Origin of the sequence: Arthrobacter sp. 2762, assembly GCF_040548745.1 — a bacterium.
Classification (GTDB): Bacteria; Actinomycetota; Actinomycetes; order Actinomycetales; family Micrococcaceae; genus Arthrobacter.
This window is the reverse complement of sequence record NZ_JBEPSI010000004.1, coordinates 162140-177990: the sequence shown is the minus strand read 5'-3', so window position 1 is coordinate 177990 and position 15851 is coordinate 162140. Positions and strand designations below refer to the sequence as shown.

Annotated in this window: 17 protein-coding genes, 1 other RNA gene and 2 pseudogenes; 5 read left to right on the top strand and 15 right to left on the bottom strand. The window is 59.6% G+C overall.

Translation table 11 applies throughout. The features are described 5' to 3' along the window. Window positions 1–17 precede the first annotated feature (17 nt). The 12 genes and pseudogenes from ABIE18_RS09360 to ABIE18_RS09305 all read right to left on the bottom strand — a co-directional run. Entirely contained in the window at window positions 18–1031 is a 1014-nt protein-coding gene (locus ABIE18_RS09360; RefSeq protein WP_499722435.1) for a S1C family serine protease, read from the bottom strand. 226 nt (window positions 1032–1257) lie between these two features. Continuing rightward, window positions 1258–1626: a transfer-messenger RNA gene (gene ssrA, locus ABIE18_RS09355) on the bottom strand. Window positions 1627–1758: 132 nt separating this feature from the next. Next, window positions 1759–2229 carry an SsrA-binding protein SmpB gene (gene smpB, locus ABIE18_RS09350; RefSeq protein ID WP_026540087.1) on the bottom strand — a complete coding sequence of 157 codons (471 nt, stop codon included), beginning with the start codon at window positions 2227–2229 and terminating at the stop codon, window positions 1759–1761. Between the two features lie 83 nt (window positions 2230–2312). Next, window positions 2313–3725 (bottom strand): peptidoglycan DD-metalloendopeptidase family protein, encoded by a 1413-nt coding sequence (locus ABIE18_RS09345; RefSeq protein ID WP_499722433.1) that lies wholly within the window; start codon window positions 3723–3725, stop codon window positions 2313–2315. Window positions 3726–3780: 55 nt separating this feature from the next. Then, complete coding sequence (gene ftsX / locus ABIE18_RS09340; RefSeq protein ID WP_224164730.1) at window positions 3781–4695, bottom strand: permease-like cell division protein FtsX; 915 nt, start codon at window positions 4693–4695, stop codon at window positions 3781–3783. Next, window positions 4692–5456 (bottom strand): cell division ATP-binding protein FtsE, encoded by a 765-nt coding sequence (ftsE, locus tag ABIE18_RS09335; RefSeq protein ID WP_216924001.1) that lies wholly within the window; start codon window positions 5454–5456, stop codon window positions 4692–4694. Before ftsE ends, ftsX begins: the two co-directional genes overlap by 4 nt. Before the next feature lie 179 nt (window positions 5457–5635). After that, window positions 5636–6751: a peptide chain release factor 2 gene (gene prfB / locus ABIE18_RS09330; RefSeq protein ID WP_431115685.1), complete on the bottom strand. Its 1116-nt coding sequence runs from the start codon at window positions 6749–6751 to the stop codon at window positions 5636–5638. Window positions 6752–6837: 86 nt separating this feature from the next. Next, on the bottom strand, window positions 6838–7248 hold the full coding sequence (locus ABIE18_RS09325; RefSeq protein ID WP_499722431.1) for a pilus assembly protein TadG-related protein: 411 nt from the start codon (window positions 7246–7248) through the stop codon (window positions 6838–6840). A gap of 70 nt (window positions 7249–7318) precedes the next feature. Further along, window positions 7319–7792: a hypothetical protein gene (locus tag ABIE18_RS09320; protein WP_499722430.1), complete on the bottom strand. Its 474-nt coding sequence runs from the start codon at window positions 7790–7792 to the stop codon at window positions 7319–7321. A gap of 61 nt (window positions 7793–7853) precedes the next feature. Next, window positions 7854–8258 (bottom strand): TadE family protein, encoded by a 405-nt coding sequence (locus ABIE18_RS09315; protein ID WP_499722429.1) that lies wholly within the window; start codon window positions 8256–8258, stop codon window positions 7854–7856. A gap of 45 nt (window positions 8259–8303) precedes the next feature. Beyond that, the gene (locus ABIE18_RS09310; protein ID WP_499722428.1) at window positions 8304–8507 is read right to left on the bottom strand and encodes a hypothetical protein; all 204 of its coding nucleotides are present in this window, start codon (window positions 8505–8507) and stop codon (window positions 8304–8306) included. Between the two features lie 124 nt (window positions 8508–8631). Next, window positions 8632–8832: pseudogene (locus ABIE18_RS09305) on the bottom strand (type II secretion system F family protein); the annotation flags it as partial. Between the two features lie 18 nt (window positions 8833–8850). Between ABIE18_RS09305 and ABIE18_RS09300 the strand changes: the two are divergent. From ABIE18_RS09300 to ABIE18_RS09280, 5 genes and pseudogenes are all read left to right on the top strand, one after another. After that, a pseudogene (locus tag ABIE18_RS09300) lies at window positions 8851–9714 on the top strand (recombinase family protein); the annotation flags it as partial. A gap of 27 nt (window positions 9715–9741) precedes the next feature. Beyond that, a complete protein-coding gene (locus ABIE18_RS09295; RefSeq protein ID WP_499722645.1) occupies window positions 9742–10455 on the top strand; it encodes a recombinase zinc ribbon domain-containing protein in 714 nt (237 codons plus the stop codon). Continuing rightward, window positions 10452–10634: a hypothetical protein gene (locus ABIE18_RS09290; protein ID WP_499722427.1), complete on the top strand. Its 183-nt coding sequence runs from the start codon at window positions 10452–10454 to the stop codon at window positions 10632–10634. The genes ABIE18_RS09295 and ABIE18_RS09290 overlap by 4 nt, the downstream gene beginning before the upstream one ends. A 601-nt stretch (window positions 10635–11235) precedes the next feature. Next, window positions 11236–12045 carry a hypothetical protein gene (locus tag ABIE18_RS09285; RefSeq protein ID WP_499722426.1) on the top strand — a complete coding sequence of 270 codons (810 nt, stop codon included), beginning with the start codon at window positions 11236–11238 and terminating at the stop codon, window positions 12043–12045. Window positions 12046–12131: 86 nt separating this feature from the next. Continuing rightward, on the top strand, window positions 12132–13013 hold the full coding sequence (locus ABIE18_RS09280) for a major capsid protein (RefSeq protein WP_499722425.1): 882 nt from the start codon (window positions 12132–12134) through the stop codon (window positions 13011–13013). A 91-nt stretch (window positions 13014–13104) separates the two neighbouring features. Here the strand turns inward: ABIE18_RS09280 and ABIE18_RS09275 are convergent, their stop codons facing one another. From ABIE18_RS09275 to ABIE18_RS09265, 3 genes are all read right to left on the bottom strand, one after another. Continuing rightward, a complete protein-coding gene (locus tag ABIE18_RS09275; protein WP_499722424.1) occupies window positions 13105–14064 on the bottom strand; it encodes a protein NO VEIN domain-containing protein in 960 nt (319 codons plus the stop codon). 395 nt (window positions 14065–14459) lie between these two features. Next, window positions 14460–15062: a hypothetical protein gene (locus ABIE18_RS09270; RefSeq protein ID WP_499722422.1), complete on the bottom strand. Its 603-nt coding sequence runs from the start codon at window positions 15060–15062 to the stop codon at window positions 14460–14462. Between the two features lie 168 nt (window positions 15063–15230). Beyond that, entirely contained in the window at window positions 15231–15845 is a 615-nt protein-coding gene (locus ABIE18_RS09265) for an HIRAN domain-containing protein (protein ID WP_499722421.1), read from the bottom strand. Between the last annotated feature and the right edge of the window lie 6 nt (window positions 15846–15851).

Genomic DNA, 15851 nt, shown 5'->3' with positions numbered 1-15851 from the left:
TCATTGTTGCTGGCTCGTCATTGCTGGCTCATCTCCGACGGAACGGCTATCAGCTGTACCGTTTTGCCGTCACGCAGCACAGTCAACGGGAATGGTTCGCCTATGGCCTCGGCAAACAGCAGCTTCTGCAAACTCTCTGCACTGGATACAGCCCTGCCCTGGGCCCGAAGCACCAGGTCCCCTGGCTGGAGCCCCGACAATTCCGCAGGTGAGCCGGCAATGACTTCCACCACGCGCAGCCCCTCTTTCTGGCCAGTCCGCACCACCGCACTGGCATCGAGCGGGATCGGCGTACTCACCAAACCCAAGTAGGCACGGCGCACCCTCCCATCCTTGAGCAGGGAGGCGATAATTCGCTGGGTTGTCCTATTAATAGGTACGGCGAGTCCAAGGCCCAGTCCGGCAATGGCCGTGTTGATGCCGACGATACGTCCCCGGGTGTCGGCCAGGGCGCCCCCAGAGTTGCCCGGGTTAAGGGCCGCGTCAGTCTGGATGACATCCTCAATCACCCGCCGGTGCTCCCCTGCACGGACGGGGATGGATCGCCCCAGGCCGCTGACCACGCCGGCAGTCACGGATCCCGCAAGGCCCAGCGGATTGCCCACCGCGATTACCAGCTGGCCAACCCTTAGCGAATCGGCGTTACCCAAGATGGCGGGTGGCGGGGTGGGTTTGAGACCACGGACGACGGCTAGATCAGACAGCGGGTCCGCCCCCACGAGCTCCACGTCGGTCTGCTTGCCATTCGCAAACACCGCTCTTCCGGACTGGATGCCTGCCACGACATGGGCATTGGTGAGCATATACCCGTCACCGGTGAAGACCACGGCCGATCCGCTGCCCACACGCAGCTGCCCGTTCCGACGCGCACTCGTCATCTCGATAGCGGCCACGTGCGGCGTGACAGACTCCGCAACCCGAATGACGATCTGCGAGTAAGCGTCCAAGGCAGCGTCGTCGTCCTGCTCCGTAGGCGCTTCGGAATCCCGGCCGTCATCCGGAATTTCAAACTCTGGCTCGGTACTCATCACATGCCTCCTGCTACCGCGGTGCCGTGCACGTCCTGTCCGGTTCCAGTCCAGGTTCTTTGCCTATCGAGTACGGTTCAGTGCCTGTCCAGTACAGTTCAGTGCCTACCGTGTACAACGGCCAGGACAGGGTGGCTAGTCCTCGTTCCCCTACGCCGTGGGTGAACGGCGTGCGTGGCGTGTTCGGACAAAGAAAAAGCCCCCGGATCACTGGGATCCGAGGGCCTTCCGGTGGAGATGGGGGGAATTGAACCCCCGTCCGATGTCGTTTTGTCAGGGCTTCTCCGGGCGCAGTTTGCGTCGGATTTTCTCGGCCCCAGCCATCCTGCAAACAGGTGGCTGATCCGGGCCCAGTCATCTAAGAGTCCCGTTTACCTCAATGACGAAGGCAAACAGCAGTGGCTATCTAAATGACGCCAGGAACCGGGGCGATAGCAACCCCGGGCTGACGGACTGTCTTACTGCTTAGGCAGCGAGAGCGAAGTCAGTGCGCTTAGATTCGGCACTTATTGGTTTGCAGACAGCGTTTACGAGATAATTCTGCATCCTCGGCCCGCTTCACCTGTCGCGACTAACATCGTCGAAACCGATCATCCCCGTATTTTGTTACCAAACCGGCAAGGGATTCATCAAGCGATCAAATCCCTACCGGACTATCCATCATAACGCATGTACCCGGAAGATCATTCCCCGCGACACAAGCCCTGGGCGGGAGCATCTGCATCCAAACCTAGCGGCGGTTGCGCTCCCGCAGTTCGCGCAACGATTCGCGCTTATCCTGCTGCTCACGCAGCGTTTGGCGCTTGTCGTAGTCCTTTTTACCTCGTGCTATGGCTATTTCAACCTTTGCCCGACCGTCCAGGAAGTAAAGCTGCAACGGCACCACGGTGAAGCCGGATTCGCGGATCTTTTGGGAGATCTTGTCCAGCTCTTCGCGGTGAAGCAAAAGCTTACGACGGCGGCGCGCGGCATGGTTGGTCCAGCTCCCCTGGTGATACTCAGGGATGTGGATGCCCTCCATCCACAGTTCGTCATTGTAGAAGGTACAAAAGCCGTCCACCATGGAGGCGTGGCCTTCACGGAGGGATTTCACTTCGGTACCCATCAGCGCAATGCCAGCCTCATAGGTGTCCAGGACATGGTAGTTATGCCGGGCCTTCCGATTGGTGGCCACTACCTTACGGCCACTTTCCTTGGGCACGGTAGAACTCCTTGTTAGATGCGGATTTCAACTAGTGTACGCCAGAGCCCGCAGGCCCTGGTCCCTGACGAAGGGACGGGCTACTAGAGGAGGGTCATCGGATCCACTGCGGCACCGTTCAGCCAGGTTTCGAAGTGTGCGTGGCACCCCGTGGAGTTACCTGTGCTACCCGAGTACGCAATGAGTTGCCCCTGCGATACCTGCTGCCCGTTGGCCACCACAATGCTGCTGTTGTGGTAGTAAATGGTCGTCAGGGAGTTGCCCTGCACCACGCCGTGGGACAGCTTCACGCGCCATCCACCGCCGTCTGCCGAGTTCCAACCAGAGTTGAAGACAGTACCGGCAGCTGCAGCATAAACAGGAGTACCGCAGGCTGCACCGAAGTCGATGCCGGTGTGCATGTAACCGCCCGTGCCATAGAAATCGATGGTTCCGGGCGGGGTTGCCCGCCAGCCGAATCCAGACGTGATGGGTACGTAGCTGGCGAAGGGGTGTCGCAAACCAAACGCGGAAGGCGAACCCACCGGCGGGACATACGGTTGCTCGGGGGGTGCCGGCCTTCCTTGCGCAGCTGCTGCGGCGGCCGCAGCAGCAGCTGCCTCTGCGGCGAGGCGACGCTGCTCGGCCTCCCACGCCTCCCGAAGCTTGCGGTCCCTCTCTACGATTTCGGCTGCAACAGAGTCCTGTTCGGCCTTCACGCGGGCAAGGTCGGCTTCAATGCCGGGCTTGGCCGCCTGTAGTTGTCCATTCAGGCGGGTGGTGTCCTCGATGAGCTTGTCGACTTCGGCTTTCTTGCTCGCAGCCTCGTCGCGCGCAGCCTTCTCCCGCTCAAGCGCGGCGTCGGCTTTGGCCTTCAGGTCCTGGATCTCAGCCTCGACGGCGGCCAGCCGGGCCTGGGAGTTTACGTTGGTGGCGTTCTGTTGGGTCAGCTTTGTCATTGCAGCGTTCTGACTGCGCATGGCCTGATCGGCGAGGTCCATGGATTCTGTCAGGCTGCCGGACTCGTTGGATCCGAAGAGCAGGGCGATGTTGGTGGGCACGCCCCCGGATTTGTAGGCCTGTGAGGCGATTTGGCCGATCAGTTTCTTCGTATCGGTGATCTTCTGCTTGTCACTCTCAAGCTGCTCAGTGATTTTGGCTTTGTTCTGCTGGGCGAGCTCCACCCGGGCAGCCAATGCCTCAACTTCCTTGACCGCACTGGCCACGCGGCCCTGCGCTTCCAGAAGTGCCTGCTGGGCGCCCGGGAGGCGTCCTTGGTAAATGACGAGGTCGCCCGCGGCCTTGGCGATCTTCGAGTCCACAAACTCCAAGGACGCCTGGACGCGCGCGGATTCAGCCTCGAGTGCAGCCTGCTGGTCGTCCAGGCTGTCCGCATGGGCCGTAGGTACAGCGGACAGGAGGCTCACAGCGAGGCCCAGGGCGAGCACGCCACCAAGAATCCTGGCTTGGCCGGACGCCAGGCGCCGACGCAGGGAGTTCTGGTCCAACGTGGTCATCATGAGTCCTTTTCGCTTGTCAGCACAGTTGTTCGCAGCCGCCCGTCCTTCATCACTAAACCTTCAAGTAACGCCGGAGGGTCAACAAGGAGGATATCCCGGCCAAGCCACCGCCGAGCGCAATCAGCACCGGCGCGATCACCAGGACCTGCGTCGATGAGATGAAGGGAGTGTTAAGGAATTGTCTGGAGAGATCACCATTGAGCCAGAAGTGTGCCATCAGCCACAGCGTCACGGAGGCCAACAAGGCCCCGACAACAGCGGCGATCACACCCTCCAGGATGAACGGCAACTGGATCACTGTCTTCGAGGCGCCCACTAGGCGCATGATCCCCGTTTCCCGGCGCCGGCTGAACGCCGAGAGCCGGATCGTCGTGGTTATCAGAAGCACCGCGCAGAAGATCATCACCGCCGCCACACCCATCGCGGCTACAGAAGCGCCGTTCATCCAGGAGAAGATCCGCTCCAACACCTGGCGCTGGTCGCTCACCGTCTCAACGCCAGGTTGCGAGGAAAATGTTTCGCTGATGATCTGGTACTTCTCGGGGTTCTTCATGTTGATACGGAACGAGGCCGGCAACTGGTCTTCGGACACGGAATCAACAATCGGCGAATTGGAGAACTGCTCTTTGAAGTGCTTGTAGGCCTCGGCCTGGGATTCGAATTGGAAGTCGTTGATGTACTGCTTGACTGCTGGAGACTCCAACATTGCCTGCAAATTGTCCTGCTGTTCCTTGGTGGCCGGCCCCGACGCGCAACCAACCGCCGTCGAGCCATCGTTGCAGAGGAAGACCGCAACCTGGACTTTGTCGTACCAGTAGCCCTTCATCTGGTTGATCTGCATCTGCAGCATTCCGGCTGCGCCAACGAACGTCAGGGAAACAAAGGTCACCAAGACGACCGAGATCACCATGGACAGGTTGCGGCGGAGCCCGCTGCCGATTTCCCCGAGGATGAAAAGGAGCCTCACAGCTGTGCCCCCTGCGCGCGGTTGAGTTCCTCGCCACTGGCGTCCTTCAGCCGCCGCGATTCACCCACAACCGGAATCATGGACGTGTACAGTGCCTTCGCTTCGTCACGGATGACCTTGCCATTCTTGAGCTCCACGACGCGGCGGCGCATTTCGTTAACGATGTCGTCGTCGTGGGTAGCCATGACCACAGTGGTGCCGTTCTGGTTGATCTTGTCCAGGACTCCCATGATTCCCATGGACGTAATGGGGTCAAGGTTCCCGGTGGGTTCGTCCGCAAGGAGAATGCCTGGGCGGTTGACGACGGCGCGGGCAATCGCCACACGCTGCTGCTCGCCACCTGAAAGTTCGTGAGGCATCCGCTTTTCCTTGCCCTCAAGGCCAACGGTCTTCAATACCTCAGGAACCGTCTCCCGGATAATGGAGCGGCTCTTGCCGATGACCTGCATGGCAAACGCCACGTTCGCGAAGACATTCTTCTGCGGTAGAAGGCGGAAATCCTGGAAGACCACACCGATACCCCGGCGAAGCTTGGGCACTCGCCAGCTCGAAATGTTGGCCACGTTCTGGCCGGCAACGTAAACCGAACCTGAGGATGCTTTGTCTTCCTTCAGGATCAATCTCAGGAAGGTGGATTTTCCTGAGCCTGAGGCGCCCACCAGGAAGGTGAATTCACCGCGGTTGATCTCAAGGCTGACAGAATCGAGCGCCGGTCGGGCATTCTGCTCGTAGACCTTGGTGACATTCTCAAATCTGATCATGGCCCTTTAGAACCCCGCCGGACATGACGTACTCGCCCAGTCCAACAGCCGGAGCGCGGGCTTTCGATGGGGGAAGTGAGAGCACCGGCCACTCGACTATACGCACGCAGCAGCCGGGATTCCGGGGGTTTCGGGGGCGTGTCGTGGAATCGGACGCCCCCGGCACGCGGACTGCGACCCTAGCTGGCAGCGTTACGGTTGCCAGTGCGCCATCGGATACCGGCGTCGATGAAGTCATCGATGTCGCCGTCCAGGACAGCCGAAGTGTTGCCCACTTCGTGTTCCGTGCGCAGGTCCTTGACCATCTGGTACGGATTGAGCACATAGGAGCGCATCTGGTCTCCCCAAGACGCCTTGACATCACCGGCCAAGGCTTTCTTTTCAGCGTCCTGCTGTTCCTTCTTAACAAGCAGCAACCGCGACTGGAGCACACGCAAGGCAGCTGCCCGGTTTTGAAGCTGCGACTTTTCATTTTGCATTGACACGACGATGCCCGTGGGAATGTGTGTCAGGCGCACGGCGGAGTCGGTCGTATTGACCGACTGGCCTCCTGGTCCTGAGGACCGGAAGACGTCTACGCGGATTTCGTTGTCCGGAATCTCGATTGAGTCGGTCTGTTCAATCAGCGGGATGACTTCGACGGCGGCGAACGAGGTCTGCCGGCGGCCCTGGTTGTCAAAGGGGCTGATACGGACCAGACGGTGTGTGCCCGCCTCGACGCTCAGGGTGCCGAATGCGTACGGCGCCTTGACCTCAAACGTGGCGGACTTCAGGCCTGCTTCTTCAGCATAGGACGTGTCCATCACGGTGGTGGGGTATCCGTGGCGCTCCGCCCACCGCAGGTACATACGCATCAGCATCTCGGCGAAGTCGGCAGCGTCAACACCACCTGCTCCTGCCCTGATGGTCACTACGGCTTCCCGCTCGTCGTATTCGCCGGACAACAGGGTGACGATTTCGAGCTCGGCGAGGGCCTTGCGAATAGAAGCCAGCTCTTTGGCCGCCTCGGCCATTGAGGCTTCGTCGCCCTCGTCCTGGCCGAGCTCCACCAGTACTTCGAGGTCGTCAATGCGTGAGGCAAGCTTGGACAAGCGCTCCACTTCTGCTTGCCGGTGGGATAAGCGCGAAGTGACAACTTGCGCCGATGCGGGGTCATCCCAAAGGTCCGGCGCGCCAGCCTGCTCACTCAATTCGGCGATTTCTGCCTTCAAGGCATCAACATCTGTGACGTTCTCGATGGAACTGTAAGTGGCGCGAAGCGCGCGGATTTCTGCGGGAAAATCAATCTCAGCCATGGTCTTTCCAGCGTACGCTATCAGCCGGACTCCCCCGACTGGGCGCCGTCATTGCGTCCGTATGATTGCGTCATTGCGTTATGTCGTTATTGGGTGAGCCGGGCTCTGGCCGTGGACCTTGCTTCAACGGGGATTCCCTCAGGCAGCAGGAAGGTGACCAAGGGCGGATGGGCGATGGCCCTTAAGACCACCACCGCCGTACCGCCGGGAGAACTGCCCGTTTCAGGAGAAACTTCCAAGTGATCGTGCATGGAGAAGGCTTCGCTGTTTCCGAGGTACAGATCAACCGCGCCCAGCACCCGCTCGTCCACCAGCGACGCCGACGGCACACTGCTTCCTTCGATGTCACCCACCAAGTACGCATCGGCAGCGGCAAGTGCAGCGCCATCAGCCAAGGACAGAAGTTTCTTGTGCTCCAGGTAAATCGCCGAAGTAGCCATCACCACCGCGGCCAACAGGAGTGCCAGAAGTACGAAGCCTACGATCAGCACGGTCATCTGTCCCTCTTCCTCGTTGCGCCCTCTCCGCCCCATCGCCATCTTTACTGCTCCTCCTCACGTTGACGATTCACTTAAAGCGGCCCACGACTTGTGTGGCAGAGGCATTGAGCACGGCAGCGTTGAGATGCAGCGAGTCGCCAAACGGAACCATCGGCAAAGGGACAGTCAGTCGAACCCAAACTGTCACTGTGGCGCCAGCCGAAAGGCAATCTGCCCGGTCGCACGTGATCTCCATTGTGGCCGCTTGCGCCGGGTAGCCGTGATCCTTCAACGCCAGGAGGACGCTCTGTTCTGCGCTGGTCCTCGCGAGGGCGGGTTCAGTTTGGGAAACAAAGACCTTGGCCGCCTGATCCGCCGCACCCACCACCGCGAAGGATCCGCCTTGAATTTGACCCACGGTTACCAGGAAATAGACAACCGGGACCATGAGCAACAGTGCCAGGAACGTAAACTCCACGATGGCACTGCCGCGTTGCCTTTCGACGTCGGTACCCACTGCAGATATGTCTTGATATGGTCCGAACACCAGCTGCAAAGCCATCTTCAGTCGATGCCTACGGCGGTTCATTGTCGAAGCGGGAAACGGCGCCGGAGTCAGGACATCACTTTGGAAGGGCAGCATGTCCGGCAACCTCCATGACTCCGCCCGGTCCGATAAGCCCCACGACTGGCATAGGCGCCCTCACGGTCACTTCCAATGCCCGAATTCCCTCCAGATTCCTTTCAGCGGTGGTCACGTCTGCCGCGAAATCTCCATTGAGCGCCGTTTCGATCAGTTCGGACGTCCTGGCCTCCGCGTCCATTGCCGTTCGATCCGCAAGGGTTCCATATCGCGCTCCGGACGCCGCGGCATCAACAAGTGTGTTTCGGACGTGAAGGATAAGCGTGAGCTGGACGATTGCCATGAACAGCAACGTCAGCAGCGCACCAATCATCACGAAGTCGATAACCGCGGAACCTCGTTCCCCACTTTTGAGTGCACAGGGACTTTGAAATGCACAGGGCAAGCAGAGTGCGTGATTTTGCCTGCGGGACCACGCCCGCCCCATCTCCTAGCTGCCCACCTTGGCCATGGCCTGCGTGAAGAGGTCCGCCAATGCCGGCGATGCAATTGCGAGGAGCCCCGCGACCAATATTGCGGACATCAAGGTGATCATCACCCAGCCGGGAACGTCACCGCGCTCACGGTGTTCCAGCTGTGATGCCGCATTTCGCGCGTGCACGGCGAAGGCCCAGGAGAAAAAGGGCCAAGTCATCGTGTTTGCGGCAGAAATCGATCGTCCATACTTCTTCATTATTTTCCCCAATGTGTGTTTGTATTGCTGGCAATGTGCGACGGGCGGATAAAGGTAATGGGCTAATGAACCCGGCTTGGGCCCGTCAAAGGCTCAACTGCAAAGCGGCGAGTGCAGGAAACGCCGCAAAAATGACCGTTAGTGGAAGGACCCCGAATACCAGGGGCACCATCATGCCGATTTCTTTTCGTCCGGCTGATTCCATCAGTTCCCGCTTCGCAGCGTCGCGGACATCGGCAGCTTGTGCCCGAAGTACATCGGCCAGCGGAGTCCCCCGCTCCACTGAACGTGTAATTTAGTCACCATGAAAGCAGTCACATATGCCCGGCAATCTAAGCAACGTGAGGACGAATCCCAAGGCTCACCGGAAGCCCAACGCAGACAGACCCGAGCCCTAATTGATTCCAGAGGGTGGAAGTTCGTCGAACACTTCGAAGATATAGGTGCCAGCGGCTACGATCCCAAAGCTCCTCGCCCCGGCCTAGCAGCCGCACTCGCCGCCGTGGAGGCAGGACGAGCAGATGTGATGGTTGTTTACCGACTCGATCGGCTCACCCGTCGCGGCGTCAGCGAAGCCCTCCGAATAGTTGACACCCTGAAAGCTAATGGCGGCTCGCTCGTCTCAGCCTCTGAGCCATTCCTAGACACTTCAACGGCTATGGGAACCGGAATTTTCGGGCTTTTTGCTGCTATGGCAGAGCAGGAATCCGAGAATATCTCCAGCCGTAGTCGAGGAGCTAAGGCAGCCTTACGTGACGTAGGCTCTCATGCCGGAGGCCGCCCACCCTTCGGCTTCACCGCTATCCGTGAAGTACGCGGAAAATTCACAGTCCGGTCTCTGGTTCCTGACCCAAAAGAGGCTGCCATCGTTCAAGAAATGGTGGAACGATATCTCGGCGGCACGGCTTTGGTTGCCCTCGCAAGAGACTTAAACGCCCGCAATCTTCGACCACGCTCCGGCGCTGACTGGTCGACGACAACAGTGACAAGAGTCCTTCGCGCTCCGCAACTTGCCGGGTACATGCCAGCCAAGCGCGACGGGCGTAACGCTCTGCCGCCTCTCGATTCTCGGGGGCGGATTATGCTCCACTACAACAATGAAGGCGTTCCGCTTCAGCCCTGGACACCCATCATTGACCCCGTAGTGTGGCACCGTCTTCAAGACGCTCTGGAGTCACGCGCGGCCCCTCGCGGAGTGACTAAGGAATCATCACTTCTCGGTGGCACTTCAATTCTCGTATGCGGTCGTTGCGGCGGAGGGATGGCTGCCGACCGCCGCTCCGGAACCACTGGTGGCAACTATCGCTGTATGAAGCATCGGAGAAGCGGCACTTGTGAGGGGACCTCAGTTAGCCTCATTCACGCAGAGGAACACGTTTCACGTGCGGTGTTTTCCCGTTTGGCCTCACTGGATCCAGAGGATCCCGATGATCTGGATCTTCTTCTCACTGCTACTGAACGCTTCGCTGCCAAGACCGAAGACGGCGAGATCGCCGTCGAACGGAGTGCACTTCGGAACACTATTGACACAGCTCAGACCTCCTTGGAAAGGCTGGACGACGATCGAACCGCTGGGCTCTTCGATGGTCCCACCGGGTCCGAACGATACAAACGTCAGGTCAGAAGGCTCAACCAGATGCTTGAAACGGCGCAGAAGTCACTGGCTGCGCTTCCGGCGTCAACCGACAGCCTAATTCCTTGGCTAGACTCCCTCTCCTACAGCGACGACGGCCCGCTTGGCGAGGACTCGCCTTGGAGCGGTTGGAGCGTGGCTGAACGTCGAGAGTTCCTGAAGTTAGCCCTCGACCGCGTCGAAGTGATACCCGCCAAGAACGGAAGGGGAACCGGGCGCGGTTCTTTCAATGGCGTTGACCGACTCCGACTCGTTTGGGCAGGAGGCGCCAGATGACCGCACCACAGGACGAACACGTCAATCCGGCGCGTGAACGACTACGCGGGGGCTGGCAGCCCTTCGAAATTTCATACAAGCCAGACGCGGCAGACTTCCGGCGATGGCTTCTTTCAGACGCCGAAAGGACGGTCCGCGCCGAAGAACAACGTCTCGCGTCCAAAGTCGACGATGTGTAACACCTAGAGGGCCCTGCCGTAATCGGCGGGGCCTTCTCGATTTGCGCTTCCTCTGGATGGCCGTGAGCAGTGAGACGTTCCTGGCCCTCTACTACTTTGGAAGCTTCATTGGTTGGATCAAGGTTTTCGAAAAGTGCCCCACGGCTGAGCAGAACTGCCCTTCCTGGCTCTCTCTATAGGTAGAGGGCGTTCCGGCCGCCAGAGCGGTCACGAGGGGAAGCCAGGGCGCTAGTGACGGGCGTCGAGCTCCGAAAAAGCAAGCAGCTCCGCCCGCTCTAGCGCCCTCGCCGCTTTCCAGCAGCATTTTCAGAGCAACAACCGTGACACTGCGTTGAGCACTCAGCGCGGAGAGAACGGAGGCGGCTACGCCAGCGCGGCACGTCAGCTTCCGGTCGATCACCGAGCGCACGCCGCAAAGTGGTCCAAACCCGTCACGATGACGAAACTACGGTCTTTCCTATTACCCGATTAAGAGATCTCTCTCTTAAGCACAAATACGGAATGACGAGTAAACGTCATCGTGACTACTTCGCGCCACCGTTTGAAAATTCCCGCCGTGCCCTCACCGGCGTCCGACTCATCGCAAAGGAGCCCTGTCTCTGTGCTGCCCTATGAAACTAATCTCGCCGCCCTCCGCGACGGGCGCTACCACGCACGCCGCGCACATAAACCAGTCACGCTAAAAATCGAGTCCGGTGTCTCGCTGGAGATTCCGGGCCCCAGGCTTCTCGCGGAAGTGTTCGCTCTGCCCTGGATCACCTCCACCGCCGACGCTTACCGCTCCGGCGCCGCGATACTAACCCGGTCCCAGGGCAGCTATGACATTCCCGCCCCGCTCCACTTGGGCGTACTCGCGGAAAACCTTCAAGCGGCGCTCCTGCAACTCCCATCACTCGGTCCATCCCAAGCCGGGCGGCCATATCGGGACTTGCAGATCTTCCTCAACGAGGCGTCAAGCCACTTCCGGGAACAGTACCTCCGCAACGTCGTCGAACAACTTCGGACCTTGCTCCCGACGTGGAAGGAGCAGGCAATCCTGCATCAAAGCCGGAACGGCGCACCAAGGACTGACGCAGAGCGCAAAGCTTCCAGCCGTGCACGCATCCGCGAACAGGAGGAAGCCAGTGCCCGGTCATGGCTCATCGGATTCCTGACTGGATGGGACATCGATGAAGAAAAACCGGTCCCCGGTGAACGGATCCTTGCCGCTGCGCTCCACGAAGCAGCCATCGGCGCTATTGAGGACTTTATTGAATCCGAAGAAGTCCTCGAAGACGGCACTCCCTTCCGGCGCCCCACCCAGCGAGTTTTCTACGCAGTCGCCGACCAACTTCTCGGCCCACGACGCCGAGGAGCCAACGGTTCAGCAATGAGCTACACCATCCCCAGCACATCCAGAGCGCTGCCCTAAGTTTCGACCTGCCGTGACCGCCACGGTTGGCCGAATCCGCGATAAGCGGTTCCTCTCCTCACCAACTACCCACTCAAAGGAGCACCATGACCAACTCATTCGTCACCGCTGAAAACGTTGCCCGCGTTGCCGCCAACCTCGTCGGCCAAGATCTCAACCTCGCCGGAAAAGTCCACCGCGACTTGGAAGCGGATTTTGCTACCGGTAAGGGCAACATCGTCAAAGTCCGCGTTCCCGGCGCCGTTGCTGCCCAGACGCGAAGCATTTACGACACCTCTACCCCGCTCGTATCAGACGAGATCGCCGAGCAAAGCATCGACGTCGAATTGACAGACCACGTCTACGACAACGTTGTTCTTTCTGAAGGCGATCTTGACTTGGAGATCGCAAGCTTTGCCGCACAGGTACTCCGCCCCCAGTCAATTGCGATCGTCAAGCACGTGGAACGGGCCGTTGCTGCTGCAATGAGGGCTACACCGGAAACCACGGCAATCACTTACACCGCCGCCACACCAGCCAAGACCTTCACACAGATCCGCAAGGCACTCCGCGACAACGGCGTACCCACCGAGGCCCCGCTCATGGCCGCCGTTGGAAGCGCCGTATATGCCGATCTCTTGGACGGCCCAATGGGAACATGGGACGACAGCAGCAAAGTACGCGGATTCGAGATCATCGAATCTACTCGCCTCGCACCCGACGAAATTATCGGTTTCGTCAGGGAAGCCTTCGCACTTGTCGTCCGCGCCCCGCGAGTACCGGATGGCGCTCCGTTCGGCGCAAGCGTCACGGAAAAAGGCTTCAGCCTCCGCTATATTCGATCCTTCGACGGAACCGTTGCAGCTGACCGATCCCTAGTCTCCGCCTTCGTCGGCGTTCAATCCATGCCGCTCGCCGTGGACAACGAAAACGGCACTATATCCCTAGTGGAGAACGGCGGCGCCGTGCGCGTACTCACAACCGCCTAAAACTCGCCAGAGGGGGCCAACAGGGCCTCCTCTGGATCCGTTTAACCAGGTAGCGTACAAAGTCCTTCAGCGGAATGCACCATCGTCAGACCTACTCCCAGGGAACCTCATACGTGAACCGGATTGGACGAAGCGCTTCCTTGCTTGGCTGCCATGCGTCGAAGATGCGGGCGTCTCCACCGCTCGCTACCGGCTCTTGAGCAGCATTCCACTCGACTTGAATGTTTCTAACAATGAAGAGTTCACTGGGATGTTCGTGGGCGCTTCGTACTTCGTTGATTGTAAGTTCTACGGTGGCAGCAAGACTCCGCGTGCCCTTCACCTCAACCCGCAGCTCATGGTGGTCCCTTGTACAGAGAATATCGAAAGGCTTTCCACGCTCTTCCACCGACCATCCCGCAGTTCGGTAGTGCTGCATGGCCACTGATACCGCGTGCTTTTCTATCGCCATGCGGACAATTGGGTCGGATTCTCTTCCGGCTCCCCGCCGGCGAGTCGTCGCAGGCAGAAGGTCGTCTGCGTCTAGCTCGAAAGTGCTCTCACCGAATTGGGATTCCAGCAGAGGCCACTGGTCCAGCCCGGCCCCCTTTGCCATTTGATCGAGGACGGACTCGGGAAGATCGATTGCTACGGGCGATCCCACACTATTGATAGACCGGTGGAAAGCCTCCGACAGCACGGCCGGGTAGTCAGCGAACTCGACGTTGGAGGCGGTTGCAAGAGGACTTAGCGGGAAACGCTCACGATAAAGAACATTGTTGGCCGCTATTTCGTCTGGGAACAGTTCAACGTCCGGCACCGTGCGGACGCGCCCAGTCGCTCGGGCAAGTATGAGCACACCCAATCGTCCGGTCTTGTACTCCTCGTAACTGATTCGCGGGTTTCCACGCCCGTTAGGGTGCGTAAAGTTCGTACCGAGCAGCACAGGAATGCCCGCCTGAATTGCAACTGCGGCAGGCCCACTTCGCGTAAAACCCCAGACGTTCTCTTCCAGCCCTACTGCCAGGTTAGTCTGCGCCTCTCGCGACACAGCAATAACCACAACCTGCATAGCTCCCCCAAATAAATCTAAGCACGCGATCACCCGCTGATCCGCCTGTACACCGCCGACTCTATCAGCGCACCCGGCGTGGGAGGTTCCCCCCTCCCCGCCCCTACCCCTCTCCCGAAGAGGCATAGCTTCTCCCTCTGCGCGCGGGTCTGGGGGTTTTGAAAAATCACCCCGGCCGGGAAGAAATTAACCGCCCGCTGGGTCTCGACAAATCATTCAGGCTTTGTCATGGCCCCACAAATGACCAGCCGGTTGCTTCAAGCTCTCGAACTCGCCGGGCACGATGGGAACTCAGCCAACAGACGGCTAAAAGCTGAACTGCAGAAGGTCTCTCTTCCACCCCTTGGAATCCATTCCTAGACGGCGAGCGGGCCTGCTGCCACTTTCGTGCCTGCTCACCCAGGCAGAACCACCATTCCAATTGCTTCAGGGTCGTTCGGAGCAATCGATCGCAAAGCGCCGAACTCCTTTCTTTGCCACCTTTGGCCCGCCCCATCCGTGAATTGCACTTCCCGTTCGCGCTCGAAGTTCCGGGGATCGTCGTAAATGGGGGTGGTTATTGAACGCGAGGCGCCAGGTTCAATCATGGACCAAGTGTGACTGATCTCAGTAGGTGCCGTGTCCGCCCCTGGCGCCCCTGTTCGCAGCCTTTGGACCACAGAAACCATGGAAATAGGCTCGTCTCCGCCGTTGTGGACTGTCCAGGCGACGTACTGGCGCGCCTCGCCCATCTCGGGATGAAAACCGGAGGGGGACCTGTCAGCAATTACGGTAACCTTCGCCGCGAGACGCCGCTTCCGTGCCTCGGCCTCCTCCGACTGCTGTTGCCGGAAAAGCTCGCGGTCTGCCTTTGACTCCCTGCGCTCCTCCGCCAGTCGCACGCCGTCTCTAAGGCCAAACCGCAGTGCAATTGTCACGGCCCCAATGGTTCCGACAGCAGCGAGCCAGTCAGGAACCGAGCCCCAGTCCTGTAATGCCACAAAGGCTGGAATATCCACTTTTCGAGGATATCCGGACTCTTCCCTATTGACTGCAGAGGCAGCCCATCACATTTGTCGAGAAGGGAATGCAGACGCCCCGACCTCTGTGCGCGGAGGCCACTGCGAGCGGCTAAACCCCTCCCGCCGAACCTCCGCGGAGTCTGACATGCAACCGCTACGTCATGCTCACTGATCGCTAACCGCCGCCCTACCTAACGTTTTAGCGAATGCTTTGAGCTTCGGAAGGGCAGGTAGGTATACCCACATACTTATCGATTTCGGCGCTGGCGCTGCGCCTCCCACCCGGTACGCGTCAAAGCCGAGTTCGTCGAAGATCGGGGCCAGGACGGCGGCCTTCGCCTCTGTCAGGTGGCCCACCTTTCGTCCCTTGCCGTATACAGCGACGGCGTTGGCATCCCACTTGTTCTTCGGTTCCCGGACAAGCAAGTAATCACTCCCCCCGTGCCTGTAGCGACCAGAGTCGGTTACCCAGTACGCCGAGCCGACAATGCGGTACCGGCTAGACGGTAGCTCGCGGATATCAAATACCGAGAGCCCCTCCTCGTCGAGCATGACCTTCTTTACGCCAGGCCGTTTGGGCTCATGAACGGGCTCCTTCACCTCCGGTGGACTGTCTTCCAGCGGTGTCAACGCCGTCGAGGGATCGAGCATTGAGTCGCCTACTGTCTCCTGCACCGGCTCATGCACCATGACCGCATAATCGTCGGCCCGTTCTTTCGGCGTCTCGGCTTCCTGATCCGTACCCTTCAGCCAGCCCGTCACCTTCTTCATGATCCCCATGAGGGA

Coding starts and splice junctions, on each gene's coding strand:
- ABIE18_RS09345 (WP_499722433.1), bottom strand. CDS start 3,725: ATGACCACGTTGGACCAGAACTCCCTGCGTCGGCGCCTGGCGTCCGGC.
- ftsE (WP_216924001.1), bottom strand. CDS start 5,456: ATGATCAGATTTGAGAATGTCACCAAGGTCTACGAGCAGAATGCCCGA.
- prfB (WP_431115685.1), bottom strand. CDS start 6,751: ATGGCTGAGATTGATTTTCCCGCAGAAATCCGCGCGCTTCGCGCCACT.
- ABIE18_RS09325 (WP_499722431.1), bottom strand. CDS start 7,248: ATGACCGTGCTGATCGTAGGCTTCGTACTTCTGGCACTCCTGTTGGCC.
- ABIE18_RS09320 (WP_499722430.1), bottom strand. CDS start 7,792: ATGGCTTTGCAGCTGGTGTTCGGACCATATCAAGACATATCTGCAGTG.
- ABIE18_RS09310 (WP_499722428.1), bottom strand. CDS start 8,507: ATGACTTGGCCCTTTTTCTCCTGGGCCTTCGCCGTGCACGCGCGAAAT.
- ABIE18_RS09290 (WP_499722427.1), top strand. CDS start 10,452: ATGACCGCACCACAGGACGAACACGTCAATCCGGCGCGTGAACGACTA.
- ABIE18_RS09280 (WP_499722425.1), top strand. CDS start 12,132: ATGACCAACTCATTCGTCACCGCTGAAAACGTTGCCCGCGTTGCCGCC.
- ABIE18_RS09275 (WP_499722424.1), bottom strand. CDS start 14,064: ATGCAGGTTGTGGTTATTGCTGTGTCGCGAGAGGCGCAGACTAACCTG.
- ABIE18_RS09265 (WP_499722421.1), bottom strand. CDS start 15,845: ATGGGGATCATGAAGAAGGTGACGGGCTGGCTGAAGGGTACGGATCAG.